This window comes from Rhodococcus sp. LW-XY12 (genome assembly GCF_019317345.1).
GTDB lineage: Bacteria > Actinomycetota > Actinomycetes > Mycobacteriales > Mycobacteriaceae > Rhodococcus > Rhodococcus pyridinivorans.
The window spans coordinates 3,507,509-3,524,721 of sequence record NZ_CP079225.1; the positions used below are offsets into that span (position 1 = coordinate 3,507,509).

Sequence of the window (17,213 nt, forward strand, 5' to 3'; positions counted from 1 at the left end):
GCCTCTATCGTGTCACCCCTTCACCGTCGTGAAGCAGATTTGAGATGTCAACGGCGAGTTGTCGCGGGGAGGTCTGCGGGCCTGCGACCTCCCACGGAGACATCCACTGCTGCTGCGCGAGCTCGTCGTACACCTCGCCGGTGCGGTGTTGCAGGCCGGCATCGCGCTCGTAGGCGTCGCGATCGCGGTCGGCCTCGGTCGCGGCGCGGTTACGGGCACGCTCCGCGGCGAGGGCGACCGGAACGCGGAGAAGCACCTGCAGATCGGGCACCGGGAGCCCGAACCGTTCGAACTCGAGACGGCGGATCCACTCCACCGCCGGGCCGGTCGCGCCCTGGTTCCGGCGCGCCGCGGTGTACGCGGCGTTGGACGCGACGTACCGGTCGAGCAGCACGATGTCGTTGTCGGCGAGCAGCTTCCGCAGCTCGTCGGCAGCATCGCGTCGGTCGAGCGCCCACAGCAACGCCATCGCCTCGACGCTCGAGGCGGTGTCGCCGTGCTGCCCGCGCAACGCCTCCGCGCCCAGATCGGCGTGGATCGACTGCCCGTACCGCGGGAAGGCCAGCGTCGCGACCTTCCGTCCGGCCTCGCGCCAGGTCTCGACGAGACCGGCGGACAACGTCCGCTTGCCGGCCCCGTCGAGACCCTCGACGACGATCAGATCACCCATGTGCCCTGTGATTCCCGTCGAATCAACGGGATCAGTACCGGTAGTGCTCGGGCTTGTACGGGCCCTCGACGTCGACGCCGATGTACTCGGCCTGCTCCTTGGTCAGCTTCGTGATCTGTCCGCCGAGTGCCTCGACGTGGATCTTCGCGACCTTCTCGTCGAGGTGCTTGGGCAGGCGGTAGACCTCGTTGTCGTACTGGTCGGGCTTGGTCCACAGCTCGATCTGGGCGATCACCTGGTTGGCGAACGAGTTGCTCATCACGAAGGAGGGGTGGCCCGTGGCGTTGCCCAGGTTGAGCAGGCGGCCCTCCGACAGGACGATGATCGAATGGCCGTCGGCGAAGGTGAACTCGTCGACCTGCGGCTTGATGTTGATCCGCGTGACGTCGGCGGCCCGCTCGAGGCCGGCCATGTCGATCTCGTTGTCGAAGTGGCCGATGTTGCCGAGGATGGCCTGGTGCTTCATCGCCTTCATGTGCTCGAAGGTGATGATGTCCTTGTTGCCCGTGGCGGTGATGACGATGTCGGCCTGGCCGATGAAGTCCTCGACCGTCACGACGTCGTAGCCGTCCATCATGGCCTGCAGGGCGTTGATCGGGTCGACCTCGGTGACCGAGACGCGTGCGCCCTGGCCGCGCAGGGCCTCGGCGCAGCCCTTGCCGACGTCGCCGTAACCGCACACGAGCGCGGCCTTGCCGCCGATGAGGACGTCGGTGCCGCGGTTGATGCCGTCGAGCAGCGAGTGCCGGGTGCCGTACTTGTTGTCGAACTTGCTCTTGGTGACCGAGTCGTTGACGTTGATCGCGGGGAACGCGAGCTCGCCGGCCGCGGAGAGCTGGTACAGGCGCAGGACGCCCGTGGTGGTCTCCTCCGTGACGCCCTTGACGGACTCGGCGACGGTGGTCCACTTCTTCGAGTCGGCCGCGAGCGAGCGGCGCAGCAGCTCGAGGAAGACCTTGTACTCTGCGGAGTCCTGCTCTTCGTCGCTCGGCGGGACGACGCCGGCCTTCTCGAACTGGGCGCCCTTGAGCACGAGCATCGTGGCGTCGCCGCCGTCGTCGAGGATCATGTTGGCGGGTTCGCCGGGCCAGGTGAGCATCTGCTCGGCCGCCCACCAGTACTCTTCGAGGGTCTCGCCCTTCCAGGCGAACACCGGGACGCCCTTGGGCTCCTCGGGGGTGCCGTGCGGGCCGACGACGACGGCCGCGGCGGCGTGGTCCTGGGTGGAGAAGATGTTGCACGACGCCCAGCGCACCTGCGCGCCGAGGGAGACGAGCGTTTCGATGAGCACAGCGGTCTGGACCGTCATGTGCAGCGAGCCGGAGATCCGTGCGCCCTTCAGCGGCTGCACCTCCGCGTACTCGCGACGCAGCGCCATCAGGCCCGGCATCTCGTGTTCGGCGAGCCGGATCTCCTTGCGCCCGAACTCGGCGAGGGACAGATCGGCGACCTTGAAATCGAGACCGTTGACCCGGTCGGCTACGAGCGTGGTGTCAGACACGTGCAGATGCCTCTTCCTGTCGGCAGACGATGTTGGTTCCAGGCTATACAACCTGCGCAAGAAGAGGCCCGGCAGATCGTCCCCCGACGGGATCCGTCCGCCGCACCTTCCTGTACGACGCCCGGACGTCAACCGCGTATGGCGGCCCGTTCGACGAACGGCACGAGCAGATCGGCGAGGTCGGCGGCGACATCACGCCCCGAGGCCGGGGGCATCGAGACGAAGCTCAGCGCGACCCGCACGACAGCGCGCGCGAGGATCCCCGCGTCGGATTCGGACGCCGCGATCCAGCTGTGGTGGAAGGTCTCCGTGAGGCGACCCGCGCCCCGCTCGAGGATGGGGGCGGCGTCGGTGGTGATCAACCGCAGCAGGTCGGGTTTGGCCTCCCCGCTCAGCAGCGACTGCACCAGGGGGTCGGCGGCGGACGCCTCGAAGAAGAAGGTGAATCCGTCCACGAGCGCGGCCCGCGCGTCGCCGACGTGGGCGTACACCGAATCGGCCACCGCATCGACGAACTCGTCGACCAGACGCAGCGCATATCCCTGGGCGAGCCCCTGCCGGGAGGAGAACTCCTTGTACAGGGTCTGCCGGCTGATACCGGCGGCTCGGGCGACGTCGCTCATGGTGACGGCCGACCAGTCGCGTTCGTGTAGCAGCTCGCGCATGGCGTCGAGGATCGTCGAGCGCAGCAGCACCCGACTTGCCTCGTGGAAGGGAACCCGCGCGTTCGGCATGGTGGGAACGCTCTCACGCACGGATGTGCTCGTCAAAGCAAGACGGGTAGTGATCCCCCGTGCAGCGGTTCACCGGCGGACGATCTCGACCATCTCGAAGTCGGCCTTGGCGGCGCCGCAGTCCGGGCACGACCAGTCGTCGGGGATGTCCTCCCACCGGGTGCCGGGTCCGATGCCCTCGTCGGGCCACCCTTGGGCCTCGTCGTATTCGAATCCGCAGACGAGACAACGGAACAGACGGTAGTCGGCACTCACTGAGTGTACTCCTCGAAATCGGTCTTCTCCCGGACTCCGCAGTCGGGACACGGCCAGTCGTCGGGCACGTCGGACCACGGGGTGCCGGCCGGAAAGCCCTCACGGGGAACGCCGGCGGTCTCGTCGTACACGAACTCACAGACGGGACAGCGGTAGGACGCCACGATCACTCCCCTTCCGCAGTAGTGGGATCCGATGCTCCGTAGCGGGTCAGGATCTTCTCGCGTCGACGCGGTTCGATGTTGACGCGGGTGATGTCGCCGTCGTAGTGGTCGAGCACGCGGTGGTCCATGACCTTGCGCCACAGCGGCGGGATGTAGGCGAGGGTGATCATCGTCGCGTAACCCGCGGGCAGTTGCGGTGAGATCTCCATGCTGCGCAGGGTCTGGTAGCGCCGCGTGGGGTTGGCGTGATGGTCGCTGTGCCGCTGCAGGTGGTACAGGAAGATGTTCGTCACCAGGTGGTCACTGTTCCAGCTGTGCGCGGGCGAGCAGCGCTCGTAGCGCCCCTTCGCGGTCTTCTGCCGCAGCAGACCGTAGTGCTCGAGATAGTTCACGGCCTCGAGCAACGAGAACCCGAACACCGCCTGGATCACGAGATACGGCGCGATCGACAGACCGAAGACACCGAGGAGCACCGCGTACAGCGCGACGGAGATCGCCCACGCGTTGAGGACGTCGTTGTGCACGCTCCACACCGGCTTGTCGAGCCGTTCGAGGCGGGCCCGTTCGAGGCGCCACGCCGACCGCAGGCTGCCGACGACGCTGCGGGGCAGGAATCGCCAGAAGCTCTCCCCGAACCGGGCAGAGGCCGGATCCTCCGGGGTGGCGACCCGCACGTGGTGGCCGCGATTGTGCTCGATGTAGAAGTGCCCGTAGAACGACGGGGCGAGCGCCCACTTCGACAGTCGCCGTTCGAATTCGATCTTCTTGTGGCCGAGTTCGTGTGCCGTGTTGATACCGATGCCCGCGACCACGCCGACCGAGATCGCGAGTCCGATCTTCGACATCACGCCGAGCCCGCCGTCGATGCCGAGCCAGGACAGGTCGCCGGCCGACCAGAGGTAGCAGGCGAAGACCAGCGACGCGAACTGGAAGGGCAAGTAGAGGTAGGTGCAGTAGCGGTAGAAGCGGTCGTTCTCGAGTTGCTCGAACAACTCGTCGGGTGGGTTCTCGCCGTCGGGGCCGACGAACAGGTCGAGCAGCGGGACGAGGACGTAGACCAGCAGGGGGCCTATCCACCACAGGACCGGGGTGACGCTCTGCAGACCGAGTTCGTTACCGCCCCACACCAGGGCGGCGGCGACGAACAGCGCCGTCGGGGGCACCAGCCCCAGAAGCCACAGATGGCGTTTCCGGTCGCGCCACTGAAGGTCGGGTCGATCCACCGAATCCGCGGATGCCGTACTCATGTCGGGTCTCCTTCATCACCGTTGATGGCGCCGGGCACGCCACCGCACGGTGACGCACACCACTCATATCTTGACTCTAGGCCACTGTTCGTCCTAGGTCTAGACATATAGCCGATTTTGTAAATCTCACGAAGATGCATCCGGAAACGACGAAGGCGAGCCCGTGCGGGCTCGCCTTCGGTTCGATTCCGTCCCTACCGGGACTCTGCTTCAGGACTCGTCGGTCGCCGATCCCGGTATCTCCCCGAGCCGGGCCCGGAAGACCTGGGTGTCCGCGGCACAACCGTGGACGGTCGGATTCCGGTCGCACGCCGACAACCACGCCGAGTCGCCGGGCCTCAGCGTCACCGACTCGCCGTCGCACTCGACGCGGGCATCGCCTGCGGTGCACAGCAGGATCTGTGGTCCGTCGGCACCGACCCCGAGGGCGTCGCCCGCGCCGAGATCGATGCGGGACAACGCGAACTCCGGTGCCGGGGTGCGGTAGCGGCGTTCGATCGGACTCTGCCCCGACCCGGTCTCCGCCGAGGCCTCCGGCACGGCTTCGAGAATCGGCACCGAGGCCGCACCGAAGTCGAGCACCCGCAGCAGTTCGGGCACGTCCACGTGCTTCGGGGTGAGACCACCGCGCAGCACGTTGTCGGAGTTCGCCATGACCTCGACACCCATGCCGTGCAGGTAGGCGTGCAGATTTCCCGCGTCGAGGTACAGGCCCTCGCCCGGCTGCAGGGTGATGCGGTTGAGCAGCAGCGAGGCGAGCACTCCGGCGTCGCCGGGATAGAAGTCCGCCAGCTGCAGGGCCGTGCGTACCTCCGGAACGAAATCGCGTTCGCCGTCCCGTCCGGCCGCGAGATAGGTGACGCAACCGTCGAGCACACGCGGCAGCAACGCTGCGAGAGCGGGCGGGGGCAACGTGATCCAGGTGGTGAACAGCGCCCGCAGACCGCTCGAATCGGGTTGGCCCGCGAGCAGTCCCACATAGGGGTCGAGTTCCGGCACGGCCAGCGCCTCGAACAGCTCCACGGTCCGTTTCGGGTCACGGAAGCCGGCCAGGGCCTCGAACCGGGTCAGCGCCACCACGAGTTCGGGCTTGTGGCTGGCGTCCTTGTAGTTGCGGACGGGCGAGTCGATCGGGATGCCGAGTGCTTCCTCACGAGCGAAGCCCTCGGCCGCCTGGCCGGCGCTGGGATGCGCCTGCAGCGACAGCGGCTCCTCCGCCGCCAGTAGCTTGAGCAGGAAGGGCAGGCGGGGACCGAACGCCCCCACCGTGCGATCACCGAGGTGTCGCTGCGGATCGGCCGACAACACGTCGAGCAGCGAGTGCTCGTCGCCGTCCGGATCCACCAGCCTGGCGGGATCGGCCGGGTGCGCACCGAGCCACAACTCGGCCTCGGGATGATGGGACGGCACATTGCGGCCACGCAGGGTGGCGATCGCGGTCCGCGATCCCCAGGCGTACGAGCGCACCGCACCTTCGAGTCGGTGCACTATCTCCCCCCTGCCAATCCGAGATATGCGGCCGCCATCTCTGTGCGGACGGTCAACACTGCCACCTGTTCCAGCACGGTCGGAACCGTGCTCGATTCGAATTCTCCGATCACGGACATCAATTCCACATCCGGAAGTGCCGCCGTCCTGCGCTGCGCCGCCGAGCGGTCGGGGTCGGTGCTGAGCACGAACACCCGTGCCGGTGCGATCGGCGCCGGTCCGTCCAGTTCCTCGTCGTGGAAGAACGGGTCGTAGTTCTCACCGCTCGCGGTGACCACATTCGTGAGCCGGTCGCGCGCGACCAGCACGTCGCTCAGTGCCGCAGCGCCGGCGACCACACCCGCCTCCTGGAGCAGGGCCTCCGACGCGTGCCGTGCGAGCACCGTCGTCGCGGCGGAGTCTCCCGCGAACGCCACGCGACGCGACTGCATGCGCACCGCGAGCGACTTTGCGGGATTGTGGAAGACCTCGTTCGCCGGATGATTGCGCGCCGCTTCCTCGTCGGCCGTGTCGGCGACCTCGGCGAGCGGCGGGACACCGGTGATCCGGACGGCGCGCTGCAACACGCCGAGCACCGCACAGAACACCGCGACGTGCCGGGCGAGCACGTACCGGGTCTGGACCCGGACGCGCGGCGGCAACAACATCGCGCGACCGGCCGAGACCGCCCGCACCGGACCTTCGTCGGGGGCGTCGACGACGACCTCAGCGCTGCGACGCAGTCCGGCGTCGATGCTGCGCGCCAACTCTGGATCGCCGGCGTCGTTTCCCGAGACCACCACGACATCGAGCGCGCCGACCCACGGCGGTGTGGTCGGCGCGGAGATCAGCGGTACACCGGCCTGCCCACCGAACATCGCGACGACCAGTTCCGCGGCCGAGCGGGCGCGGGCGTCGGTGCCGACGAAGACCACACTGCGGGGGTGCATGTCGGTGAGCCGGCCGAGCAGACCTTCGTCGACCGCCGCGGCGACCGCGCGGATCTGGGCGCCGCCGAGGGCCGCGCTCCTGAGGATGCCGTCGACATCGGCGGCGAGAACACCGCCCGCATCGTCGAAGTCGAACAGCGGTGAGGGTGCCGTCACGACCGCATCACCTTCCTTCCGCCGCCGCGACCTCGGCGAGCCGGCTGACAGGGCCCGGTGGGGCCACCGACCCGAGATCGGTGCTCCGCCGAACCGACACCGGCACGACCTGTCCCGGCACTTCGATTATTCCCGTTGTCCCTCCGCCTACGCACGAACGACGGAAAGGATCTCCTTCACCAATGCCTCGACCTCACCGTCCGTGCGGGCCTCCACGTTGAGCCGCAGCAACGGCTCGGTGTTGGACGCACGCAGGTTGAACCATGCGTTGTCGGGCAGGTCGACGGTGACACCGTCGAGCCGGTCGATCGATACCGCGCGGTCCTCGAACGCCGCGACGACGGCCTCGGTGCGCTCGGCAGCATCGGCGACCGTCGAGTTGATCTCGCCCGACGCCGCGTACCGGTTGTAGGAGCTCATCAACTCGGAGAGCGGACCGTCCTGCGAGGCGAGTGCGGCGAGGACGTGCAGCGCCGCGAGCATGCCGGAGTCGGCACCCCAGAAGTCGCGGAAGTAGTAGTGCGCCGAGTGTTCCCCGCCGAAGACGGCACCGGTCTCGGCCATCTGCTGCTTGATGAACGAATGCCCGACCCGGGTGCGCACCGGCTTGCCGCCCTGCTCGGCGACGAGTTCGGGCACCACGCGCGAGGTGATGAGGTTGTGGATGATCGTCGAGCCGGGTTCCTTGGCGAGTTCGCGGGCGGCGACGAGCGCCGTGACCGCGGACGGGGTGACCGGCTCGCCGCGCTCGTCGACGACGAAGCAGCGGTCGGCGTCGCCGTCGAAGGCCAGGCCCACGTCGGCACCGGACTCGACGACCAGACGCTGGAGGTCGACGAGGTTGGCGGGGTCGAGGGGGTTGGCCTCGTGGTTCGGGAAGGTGCCGTCGAGTTCGAAGTACAGCGGCACGAGATCGACGGGCAGGGCACCGAAGACGGCGGGGACGGTGTGGCCTCCCATGCCGTTGCCGGCGTCGACCGCCACCTTCAGCGGACGCATCTCCGCGAGATCGACCAGGCCGCGGACGAACGAGGCGTAGTCCTCGAGGACGTCCTGCTCGGTGATGTTGCCGCGCTCGCCGTCGTAGGCGGGCACCCCCTCGACGAGGTCGGCGGAGATCTGCGCCAGACCGGTGTCCTGACCGACGGGCTTGGCACCGGCACGGCAGAGCTTGATGCCGTTGTACTTCGCGGGATTGTGGCTGGCCGTGAACATCGCGCCGGGTGCGTCGAGCAGGCCCGACGCGAAGTAGAGCTGGTCGGTGGATGCGAGGCCGATCAGCACCACGTCGAGTCCCTGGGCGGTGACCCCGTCGGCGAAGGCCTGCGAGAGCGAGGGGGACGAGGCGCGCATGTCGTGCCCGATCACCACACGGTCCGCGCTGCCCTCACTGCGCAACAGGCGTGCGAACGACGCTCCGACCTCGCGGACGAACTCTTCGTCGATCTGCTCTCCGACGACACCCCGTACGTCGTAGGCCTTGATGACTGCTGACACCGACTCGGCAGCTCTCGCCACTGTATTAGCTCCTGAACTCGACTCGTGCGATACCGTCCTCCGCGACATCGCACTCGCTCAGCCTAGTGCGAACGGCTCAGGACGTGGGATCGGGAAGAACACGCAGGTGACCGCGTCGGCCGGTGCGTGCGGTGGGAGGCACGACGGCCCGTTGGGGTTGCTCGGCGTCGTCGTCGCTCGCGTCGGAACGGGAACGCTCCCCCAGGCCGGCCTCGCGTACGGCCTCGGCGAGGGCGGTCAGATCGTCCTCGTCGGGGGTGGCCGACGAGAACGCTCCCTCGTATCGGACGAGTTCCCAGCCCTTGGGTGCCGTGATGCGCGAACCGTGCATCTCGCAGAGATCCCACGAGTGCGGTTCCGCGACGGTCGCCAGGGGACCGACAACGGCAGTGGAGTCCGAGTACACGTAGGTCAGCGTCGCAACAGCAGGGTTCTTGCACCCAGGCCGGCAGCATCGACGCAGTGTTCTCACGACTGGGAGCGTAGCGCGCCGGACGCGCCAGGACTATTCGGACACACCGAAAGGGTGGAGCGATTTTCGTGTCGTAGTGTCCATGGCATGGTCCGCGCACGACGTTCCCGCCCTGTGTCGTCCCGTGCCGTGGCACGCCGCGGCAGGGGAATCCGCGGTCCCCTGTTCCCGCAGAGCCTGCCGGCGTGGAAGACACGCGCAGAGAAATTCGACCTGCTCGTATTGGGGGCGTTCGCGCCGATCGACGCGCGCTGGCACGACCGCCTCACCAAACTCGACATCGCCGTCGACGAGGTCCCGAAGATCCGGGCACGCGACCCCGACTCGGTCAACTGGCCGGACGAGGTGGTTGCCGACGGGCCGGTGCCGCTGTCCCGGCTCGTGCCGGCGGGGATCGATCGACGAGGCGCTGCCACCCGGGCGCGGATCGTGTTGTTCCGCCGACCTCTCGAGGTGCGCGCGAAGGATCCGGACGATCTGACGGATCTGGTGCACGACGTCCTCGTGCACCAGGTGGCCACCTATCTCGGCGTCGAACCGGAAGTGGTGGATCCGACACTCGACGAGGACGACGAGGACTGAGAAACGTTCCGGATACATGACGAAGGCCGGGTTGCTCGTCCCCCACGGCCGCAACCCGGCCTTCGTCATCCGATTCGGTGTTTCACTCGGTCCCGCACTCCCCGTACCGGGCCGAACTCCTCGTCAGACTATTCCGCGCTTGAGGCGACGGCGTTCCCTCTCGGAGAGCCCGCCCCAGATACCGAACCGCTCGTCGTGAGCGAGAGCGTATTCGAGACACTCGTCCCGGACCTCACACCCCATGCAGATGCGCTTGGCCTCTCTGGTGGAGCCACCCTTCTCGGGGAAGAATGCCTCCGGATCGGTCTGCGCACAGAGCGCACGCTCCTGCCACTGCTCCTCGCCGTCCGCTGGGTCACCGAATCCCGAGATCAAACTCAGGACGGGCACCCCGACGTCCGGGTAGTCACAGACAGCCTCGACTGCAGTATCGCTTCGAGTGAGCTCGAAGCTGTCGCGCTCGCCGGCCATTGTCCCTCCTCACCTGCAGCGCCGAATCATGACCGGGGATCAACCCGCTGCCATCCTTCGAATACTCGTTCGAATGCGGGTTCACCGCAAGGGATCTCGAATTCGATTATCGAATGACATGTATGTGATTAGACACTTCGGGTGTGTCGCGGTCAAGCGGAGCGGCGTTGTTCACATATCATCGGCCGCTTTGCCGAAACGCGTTTCGGACGGTGCGCGACCGGGTAGGCGACGCACCGCTTAGGCTTGGGCCGTGAATGTGACTGTATTGGTCGGAGGTGTCGGTGGGGCGCGTTTTCTCTCAGGTTTGCGCCGGCTTCTCGATATTTCTCCGGGCGTGGAGCCGAATCCGGACGCGGCACACCGCATCACCGCGATCGTCAACGTCGGCGACGACGTGTGGATGCACGGCCTGAGGATCTGTCCGGATCTCGACACCTGCATGTACACCCTCGGCGGTGGGATCGACACCGAACGCGGCTGGGGCCGCGCCGGTGAGACCTGGAACGCCAAGGAGGAACTCGCCGCCTACGGGGCGATCCCCGACTGGTTCGGTCTCGGCGACCGCGACATCGCCACCCACCTCATCCGGACGCAGATGCTGCGGACCGGCTATCCGCTCTCCGCGATCACCGAAGCACTGTGCACGCGGTGGAAGCCGGGTGTGACCCTGCTGCCGGTCTCCGACGACCGCAGCGAGACCCACGTCGTCATCACCGATCCTGAGGACGGTGAACAGCGGGCCGTGCACTTCGAGGAATGGTGGGTCCGCCACCGCGCCCAGGTGCCCACCCACAGCTTCGCCCACATCGGCGCGGAAGAGGCAGAGCCCGCTCCCGGTGTGCTCGAGGCGATCGAGAACGCCGATGCCGTCGTTCTGGCCCCGTCGAACCCCGTCGTGAGCGTCGGAGCGATCCTCGCGATCCCCGGTATCCGTGGGGCGCTGCGCACCACGTCGGCGAAGGTCGTCGGCCTGTCCCCCGTCATCGACGGCAAGCCCCTGCGCGGCATGGCCGATGCGTGCCTGGACGTCATCGGAGTGGAGACCACCGCCGAGGCGGTCGGCCGGTACTACGGCGCCCGCTCGGGCACAGGCATTCTCGACGGCTGGCTCGTGCACTCGACCGACAACGCCGAGGTGCCAGGCGTCGAGGTCCGATCCGTTCCCCTGCTCATGACCGACACCGACGCGACGGCCGAGATGGCCCGCGCCGCCCTCGACCTCGCCGGAGTGACCCTGTGATGCCGGACGCCGTCGCCGACCCTGCAGTGCGCGACCACGCGCCGGGCGGCCCGATCGAGATCCTGCCCGTCGCCGGGCTTCCCGAATTCCGGCCCGGCGACGACCTGGCCGCAGCCGTCGCGCAGGCCGCACCGTGGCTGGCCGACGGGGACGTCCTCGTCGTCACCAGCAAAGTGGTCTCGAAGGTCGAGGGACGGATCGTGGCCGCGCCCACCGATCCCGACGCCCGCGACGCGCTCCGCCGGCGCCTGGTGAACCAGGAAGCGGTGCGCGTGCTGGCACGCAAGGGCCGCACCCTCATCACCGAGAACAAGCTCGGCATCGTGCAGGCAGCCTCCGGCATCGACGGATCCAATGTCGACAGCGCCGAACTCGCGCTGCTGCCCGAGAACCCCGATGCGAGCGCAGCGGCGCTCCGCGAACGGATCGGTGCGCTGCTCGGCGTCCGGGTCGCCGTGGTGGTCACCGACACCATGGGCCGCGCCTGGCGCAACGGCCAGACCGACGCCGCGATCGGCTCGTCCGGGCTTCCAGTCCTGCACGGCTACGCCGGCTCCCACGACTCGCAGGGCAACGAACTGCAGGTGACGTCCGTGGCGGTCGCCGACGAGATCGCCGCCGCAGGCGATCTGGTCAAGGGCAAGCTCGGCGGTGTGCCCGTCGCCGTGGTGCGCGGACTCGACCTGCCCGACGACGGATCCACCGCCCGCGCCCTGATCCGCAGCGGCGAGGACGACCTGTTCTGGCTCGGCACCGAGGAGGCTCTCGAACGCGGTCGGCGCGAGGCGCTGCTGCTGCGCCGGTCGGTGCGGCAGTTCGCCTCCGAGCCCGTCGATCCCGAGGATCTGCGCGAGGCGGTCGCCGAGGCCCTCACCGCACCCGCACCTCATCACACCCGTCCGGTCCGGTTCGTGTGGGTGCGCACCGAGCAGGTGCGCCGCCGGCTCCTCGACCGCATGCGCGACAGGTGGGCCGAGGATCTCCACGGCGACGGACTCGACCCGGTGGCCGTCGAACGCCGGATCTCCCGCGGCGCGATCCTCTACGACGCACCCGAGGTGATCGTCCCCTTCTGGGTGCCCGACGGCGCACACCACTATCCGGATGCCCGTCGCACCGCGGCCGAGGCGACGATGTTCACCGTCGCCGCCGGCGCCGCGGTGCAGGGCCTGCTCGTGTCCCTGGCCACCCGCGGGCTCGGCAGCTGCTGGATCGGTTCGACGATCTTCGCTCCCGAGGTGGTCCGCGAGGAACTCGGTCTTCCCGCCGAGTGGTCGCCGCTCGGGGCGGTCGCCGTCGGTTACCCGCTCACCGAACCGGAACCGCGCGAACCCGCGGACCCGGGCGACGCCCTCGTGGAGCTGTAGTCGTGTCGGCGCGTTCCCTGCACGCCTCGGCGATCGACCGGCTCACCGCCTGGCGCACCGACTCGGAAGACGCCGAATCGCTGCGGCACACGATGCTGGCGTTCCTCGATTCAGCGCCCGACGGGTGCCTGCGCGAACACGTGCCTGGCCACATCACGGCGTCGTCGATCGTGCTCGACGCCGACCACCGCAACGTGTTGCTCACCCTGCATCCGCGGGTGGGGCGGTGGATCCAGCTCGGCGGTCACTGCGAGCCGTCGGACGACACGGTCGTCGACGCGGCCCTGCGCGAGGCCACCGAGGAATCCGGCATCGCCGATCTGGTGATCGATCCGGAACTGCTGTCGGCGCACACGCATCCGATCACGTGCTCCCTCGGCGTGCCCACCCGTCACCTCGACCTGCGGTTCCTGGTGACCGCACCCGTCGGTGCCCGGCCGGTGCGCAGCGACGAATCCACCGACCTGCAGTGGTGGCCCGTCGACGCGCTTCCGCCGGAGGCCGAGCACGAGACCATCGCGCACATGGTCCGGCTCGCCGCGGCCCGACGGGCCTGAGACGACGCGGCCCGACGGGCCTGAGACGACCACGCTCGTCCCGGTGGGTTGCCGGGACGAGCGTGAGGTCGGAACCGGGCCGTGAGGTCAGAACCGGACAGGGCCGAGGTCGGGGTATTTCGGGGTGATGCCGTCGCCGGAGGATACTCCGCGCAGCCGCCGGCCCACCCAGGGGACGAGGAACTCGCGCATCCACGCGCGGTCCGCGGCGCGTTCCTGGGCCCGTGTGAGGACGGGTGCCTCGTCGAACTCCACCGGTCCGAGACCGTGTGCGACGCCCAGCAGATCGAGCACGCGGATCGCCATGTTGTGGTGGCCGGCCGCGGACATATGCAGCCGGTCGAAGTCCCACATGCGCAGATCGCGGTACTCGTCGAACCGCCAGAAGTCGACGATGGTCGCCCCGTGTCGATCGGCGATCGCCCGGACGAGTTCGTTGTACACGGCCCAGCGGCCGCGCAGCATCCCGAAGACCGGCGCCCAGCTGCCGTCGTAGGCCGTCCACATCAGGATGCGGGCGCCGGTCGCGGCGAGCTTGCCGATCGCCTCGTCGTATTCCGCCGCAAGCGTGTCGAGGTCGAGCTTCGGACGCATGAGGTCGTTGCCGCCGGCATAGATCGTCACGAGATCGGGACGCATCGCCACGGCGGTCTCGAGCTGCTCGTCGATGATCGGTCGCAGCAACCGGCCCCGGATGGCGAGGTTCGCGTACGCGAAGCTCTCCGAGTGCCGCGCCAGCTCACCGGCGACGAGATCGGCCCAACCGCGCAGCCCGTTGGCACGCGCCGGATCCGGGTCGCCGACTCCCTCGGTGAACGAATCACCGAGGGCCACGTATCTTTCGAAACCCACTTCGACCTCTCGACTCACACGTCGGTACTGAACCGGATACCGCCGTCGGGGATCTTCACTCCCGGCCACACCCGGGCACCGCGCAGCAGCTCGCATCGCGCACCGATATCGGCGCCGTCACCGATCACACCGTCGCGGATCAAGGCCCGCGGACCGACCCGTACACCGAAACCGATGATGCTCCGTTCGACCACCGCACCGGCCTCGACCCGCGCACCGTCGAAGATCACCGCGCCGTCCAGGCGGGCACCCGCACCGATCTCGGCGCCGCGGCCGACGACCGTGCCCCCGATGAGCAGGGCGCCCGGGGCCACGGAGGCACCCGGATGCACGAGCGACTCGCCGCGCTGCGGCGGGAGCGCCGGGGACGGAGCGATACCGCGGACCAGATCGGCCGAGCCGCGGACGAAATCCTCCGGGGTGCCCATGTCGCGCCAATAGGCCGCGTCGACGTGCCCGAACACCTTCTTGCCCTCGGTCAGCAGCGCCGGGAACACCTCGCGCTCCACCGACACCGGACGGCCTTCGGGGATCTGCTCGATGATCTCGCGGCGGAAGACGTAGCAACCGGCGTTGATCTGATCGGTCGGCGGATCCTGAGTCTTCTCGAGGAAGGCGGTCACCCGGCCGTCCTCGTCGGTCGGCACACAGCCGAAGGCACGCGGATCGCTCACCCGCACCAGGTGCAGGGTCACGTCCGCCTCGGTCCGCACGTGGGTGTCGAGCACCGCACCGAGATCGGTGCCACCGAGCACGTCGCCGTTGAAGACCATCACGTTGTCGGCGCGCAGCCTCGGCAGCACGTTGCGGATACCGCCGCCGGTGCCGAGCGGCTCGGTCTCGGTGACGTACTCGATCTCGAGACCGAAGTCGGAACCGTCGGCGAAGTGCTGCTCGAAGACCTCGGCCTTGAACGAGGTGCCGAGGACGACGTGTTTGATGCCTGCCTCACGGATCCGCGCGAGCAGATGGGTGAGGAAAGGCACCCCCGCGGTGGGCAGCATCGGCTTGGGTGCCGACAGCGTCAACGGGCGTAGCCGCGTGCCCTGTCCGCCGACCAGAATCACCGCATCGGTGTGCGGTGCCGACTCACTCGTCATCGTCTCCCCTGTTCACTGTCGTGCCGACCCGAATGTTCCGGTCGGTCCTCCCGTTCCGACGCTCCCGCACGGCCGCTGCGACCGCCACTCGCGATCGCACCGCGAGCCCGGCCCGCAGAGCCCACCGCAGCGGTGCCTGCCACCCGTGGGGGTGACGGTCCGCCTGGAAGCGGTAGGCACTCTCATGATGTGCCGGAAGCATCAGTTCGGGGTGCCGTCCGGCCGCGTGGCCCTTGGCGTGCGTGACCACCGCGGACGGCACGTACACGTTGAGCCAGCCCGCTCGTCCGAGCCGGTCGCCCAGGTCCACGTCCTCCATGTACATGAAGTACCGCGAATCGAAGCCGTCGATCGAATCGAAGGCCGCTCGCCGTAGCAGCAGGCACGATCCGGACAGCCAGCCCACGGGGCGTTCGCTGATCTCCTCGTTCTCCTGCCGGTAGCGACGCGTCCACGGATTGGCCGGCCAGACGGTGCCGAGCAGCGCGTGACCGGCACCGGAGGCGAGGGTGGGGACGGTGCGTGCCGAGGGGTAGACGCTTCCGTCGGGTTCGTGGATCAGCGGCCCGAGCGAGCCGGCTCGCGGCCAGCGACGCGCCGCCTCGAGCAGTTCGTCGATCGAACCGGGGTGCCACCGGACGTCCGGGTTCGCGACGATCACGAACTCCGCGGACGGGTCGATCTCGGCGACCGCGCGATTGATCGCCCCGCCGTATCCGATGTTTCCCCCGGTCCGGAGCAGTCGCACGTTCTCGTGTGCCGCCTCGGCGGCCTCGGGAGCACCGTCGATCGAACCGTTGTCGGCCAGGATCACCTGCGTCGGCAGAACGGTCGCGGAGGTGAGCGAGGTGAGAAAGTTCTCGAGGTGCTCACCGGGCGAATAGGTCACCGTCACCACGGCCAGCGTCGAATCCACGCCGGTCACCTTAGCGACCTCGACGGTGTGCGACACCTCACGGGCCGTTTCCTCACACGTCATCGCGCGGGCGGCACGGTTCCGCTACCGGCGATCGCCTCGTGCAGTGCCTCCCGCCACGGACGGAAGCGCGTCAGGCCGGCACCGATCCAGGCACTGTCGTCGAGCACCGAATAGGCCGGCCGCGGCGCGGGGCGGACGAACTCGTCGCTGCCACAGGGCTGCACCCGCTCCGGGTCGGCGCCGATCTCCTCGAAGACCGCCCGGGCGAGGTCGAACCACGTCGCTTCTCCGGCGTTCGTGGCATGCAGAATCCCACCGGGGATCCGGTCACCGTGCTCGGCGAGTTCGATCAGTCCGTCGGCCAGGTCGCGCGCGTAGGTGGGGCAACCGCGTTGGTCGTCGACGACGGGCAGGGTCTCCCGCTCGCCCTCGAGTCGCCGCATGGTCGCGACGAAGTCGTTGCCGTCGCCGGTGTACACCCAGGCGGTGCGCACGACGTGCGCGGTGGGCAGCACCTCCAGCACCGCCCGTTCACCGGCGAGTTTGGTGCGGCCGTAGGCCGTGCGCGGGCCGGTCGGCGCGTCCACGCAGTAGGGCTCGGTCGCGTCGCCGGCGAAGACGTAGTCGGTGGAGACATGGACGAGACGGGCACCTTTGTCGGCACAGACGGCGGCCAACACGCCCGGGCCCGTGCCGTTCACCACAGCGGCCCGGTCCTCGTCGGTCTCGGCCGCGTCGACGGCGGTGTACGCGGCGGCGTTGATCACGACGGATCCCGGTTCGACCGCGGCGGCCACGGCCTGCGGATCGGTGATGTCCACCTCGGACGATCCGACACCGCGGATCGGTATCCCCGCCGCGGTGCCGCGGTTCACGAGATGACGGCCGAGCTGGCCACGGGCTCCGGTGACGAGAACGCTACGCACTCGGAGAAGTCTGGCACGCCGGAGTGGTGCGCGCCGGGCGAGCGTCCCCACCAGTAGCCTTC

General features: G+C 68.7%; 19 protein-coding genes. 4 read left to right on the forward strand and 15 right to left on the reverse strand.

Annotation, left to right across the window (positions count from 1 at the left end):
- Positions 1-4: 4 nt before the first annotated feature.
- The 10 genes from KXC42_RS16340 to KXC42_RS16385 all read right to left on the reverse strand — a co-directional run bounded on the left by KXC42_RS16340 (position 5) and on the right by KXC42_RS16385 (position 9,134).
- Entirely contained in the window at positions 5-670 is a 666-nt protein-coding gene (locus KXC42_RS16340; protein WP_006550215.1) for a dTMP kinase, read from the reverse strand.
- A 31-nt stretch (positions 671-701) separates the two neighbouring features.
- Positions 702-2,171 (reverse strand): adenosylhomocysteinase, encoded by a 1,470-nt coding sequence (gene ahcY / locus KXC42_RS16345; protein ID WP_006550214.1) that lies wholly within the window; start codon positions 2,169-2,171, stop codon positions 702-704.
- A gap of 128 nt (positions 2,172-2,299) precedes the next feature.
- On the reverse strand, positions 2,300-2,905 hold the full coding sequence (locus KXC42_RS16350; protein WP_039584805.1) for a TetR/AcrR family transcriptional regulator: 606 nt from the start codon (positions 2,903-2,905) through the stop codon (positions 2,300-2,302).
- Between the two features lie 69 nt (positions 2,906-2,974).
- Positions 2,975-3,160, reverse strand: coding sequence for a rubredoxin (locus tag KXC42_RS16355; RefSeq protein WP_039584806.1), 186 nt, complete (start codon positions 3,158-3,160; stop codon positions 2,975-2,977).
- Entirely contained in the window at positions 3,157-3,324 is a 168-nt protein-coding gene (locus tag KXC42_RS16360; protein WP_006550211.1) for a rubredoxin, read from the reverse strand. Before KXC42_RS16360 ends, KXC42_RS16355 begins: the two co-directional genes overlap by 4 nt.
- 2 nt (positions 3,325-3,326) lie before the next feature.
- Entirely contained in the window at positions 3,327-4,571 is a 1,245-nt protein-coding gene (locus KXC42_RS16365; RefSeq protein ID WP_064853131.1) for an alkane 1-monooxygenase, read from the reverse strand.
- A gap of 210 nt (positions 4,572-4,781) precedes the next feature.
- Positions 4,782-6,059: a mannose-6-phosphate isomerase, class I gene (gene manA / locus KXC42_RS16370; RefSeq protein ID WP_006550209.1), complete on the reverse strand. Its 1,278-nt coding sequence runs from the start codon at positions 6,057-6,059 to the stop codon at positions 4,782-4,784.
- Complete coding sequence (locus KXC42_RS16375) at positions 6,059-7,144, reverse strand: hypothetical protein (RefSeq protein WP_033097092.1); 1,086 nt, start codon at positions 7,142-7,144, stop codon at positions 6,059-6,061. The genes manA and KXC42_RS16375 overlap by 1 nt, the downstream gene beginning before the upstream one ends.
- A 147-nt stretch (positions 7,145-7,291) precedes the next feature.
- A complete protein-coding gene (locus KXC42_RS16380) occupies positions 7,292-8,662 on the reverse strand; it encodes a phosphomannomutase/phosphoglucomutase (protein ID WP_019288507.1) in 1,371 nt (456 codons plus the stop codon).
- 76 nt (positions 8,663-8,738) lie between these two features.
- On the reverse strand, positions 8,739-9,134 hold the full coding sequence (locus KXC42_RS16385) for a DUF3499 domain-containing protein (RefSeq protein ID WP_170318468.1): 396 nt from the start codon (positions 9,132-9,134) through the stop codon (positions 8,739-8,741).
- 87 nt (positions 9,135-9,221) lie between these two features.
- Between KXC42_RS16385 and KXC42_RS16390 the strand changes: the two genes are divergently transcribed.
- The gene (locus tag KXC42_RS16390) at positions 9,222-9,716 is read left to right on the forward strand and encodes a metallopeptidase family protein (RefSeq protein ID WP_033097091.1); all 495 of its coding nucleotides are present in this window, start codon (positions 9,222-9,224) and stop codon (positions 9,714-9,716) included.
- 123 nt (positions 9,717-9,839) lie between these two features.
- Here the strand turns inward: KXC42_RS16390 and KXC42_RS16395 are convergent, their stop codons facing one another.
- Positions 9,840-10,106, reverse strand: a complete 267-nt coding sequence (locus KXC42_RS16395; RefSeq protein WP_167414258.1) for a WhiB family transcriptional regulator — start codon at positions 10,104-10,106, stop codon at positions 9,840-9,842.
- A 334-nt stretch (positions 10,107-10,440) separates the two neighbouring features.
- On the opposite strand from KXC42_RS16395, the gene cofD reads away from it, so the two are divergent.
- The 3 genes from cofD to KXC42_RS16410 are packed head-to-tail and all read left to right on the forward strand — an operon-like array spanning position 10,441 to position 13,354.
- Positions 10,441-11,430: a 2-phospho-L-lactate transferase gene (cofD, locus tag KXC42_RS16400; RefSeq protein ID WP_072740421.1), complete on the forward strand. Its 990-nt coding sequence runs from the start codon at positions 10,441-10,443 to the stop codon at positions 11,428-11,430.
- On the forward strand, positions 11,430-12,797 hold the full coding sequence (locus KXC42_RS16405; RefSeq protein WP_033097202.1) for a coenzyme F420-0:L-glutamate ligase: 1,368 nt from the start codon (positions 11,430-11,432) through the stop codon (positions 12,795-12,797). Before cofD ends, KXC42_RS16405 begins: the two co-directional genes overlap by 1 nt.
- Before the next feature lie 2 nt (positions 12,798-12,799).
- Positions 12,800-13,354: an NUDIX hydrolase gene (locus KXC42_RS16410; protein WP_006550201.1), complete on the forward strand. Its 555-nt coding sequence runs from the start codon at positions 12,800-12,802 to the stop codon at positions 13,352-13,354.
- 87 nt (positions 13,355-13,441) lie between these two features.
- On the opposite strand, the gene KXC42_RS16415 is transcribed toward KXC42_RS16410, so the two are convergent.
- The 4 genes from KXC42_RS16415 to rfbD are packed head-to-tail and all read right to left on the reverse strand — an operon-like array spanning position 13,442 to position 17,151.
- Positions 13,442-14,206 (reverse strand): SGNH/GDSL hydrolase family protein, encoded by a 765-nt coding sequence (locus KXC42_RS16415; RefSeq protein WP_033097090.1) that lies wholly within the window; start codon positions 14,204-14,206, stop codon positions 13,442-13,444.
- A 14-nt stretch (positions 14,207-14,220) separates the two neighbouring features.
- Complete coding sequence (locus tag KXC42_RS16420; RefSeq protein WP_006550199.1) at positions 14,221-15,306, reverse strand: sugar phosphate nucleotidyltransferase; 1,086 nt, start codon at positions 15,304-15,306, stop codon at positions 14,221-14,223.
- Complete coding sequence (locus tag KXC42_RS16425) at positions 15,296-16,222, reverse strand: glycosyltransferase family 2 protein (protein ID WP_051121505.1); 927 nt, start codon at positions 16,220-16,222, stop codon at positions 15,296-15,298. The genes KXC42_RS16420 and KXC42_RS16425 overlap by 11 nt, the downstream gene beginning before the upstream one ends.
- A gap of 59 nt (positions 16,223-16,281) precedes the next feature.
- Complete coding sequence (gene rfbD / locus KXC42_RS16430; protein ID WP_219129286.1) at positions 16,282-17,151, reverse strand: dTDP-4-dehydrorhamnose reductase; 870 nt, start codon at positions 17,149-17,151, stop codon at positions 16,282-16,284.
- Positions 17,152-17,213 lie beyond the last annotated feature (62 nt).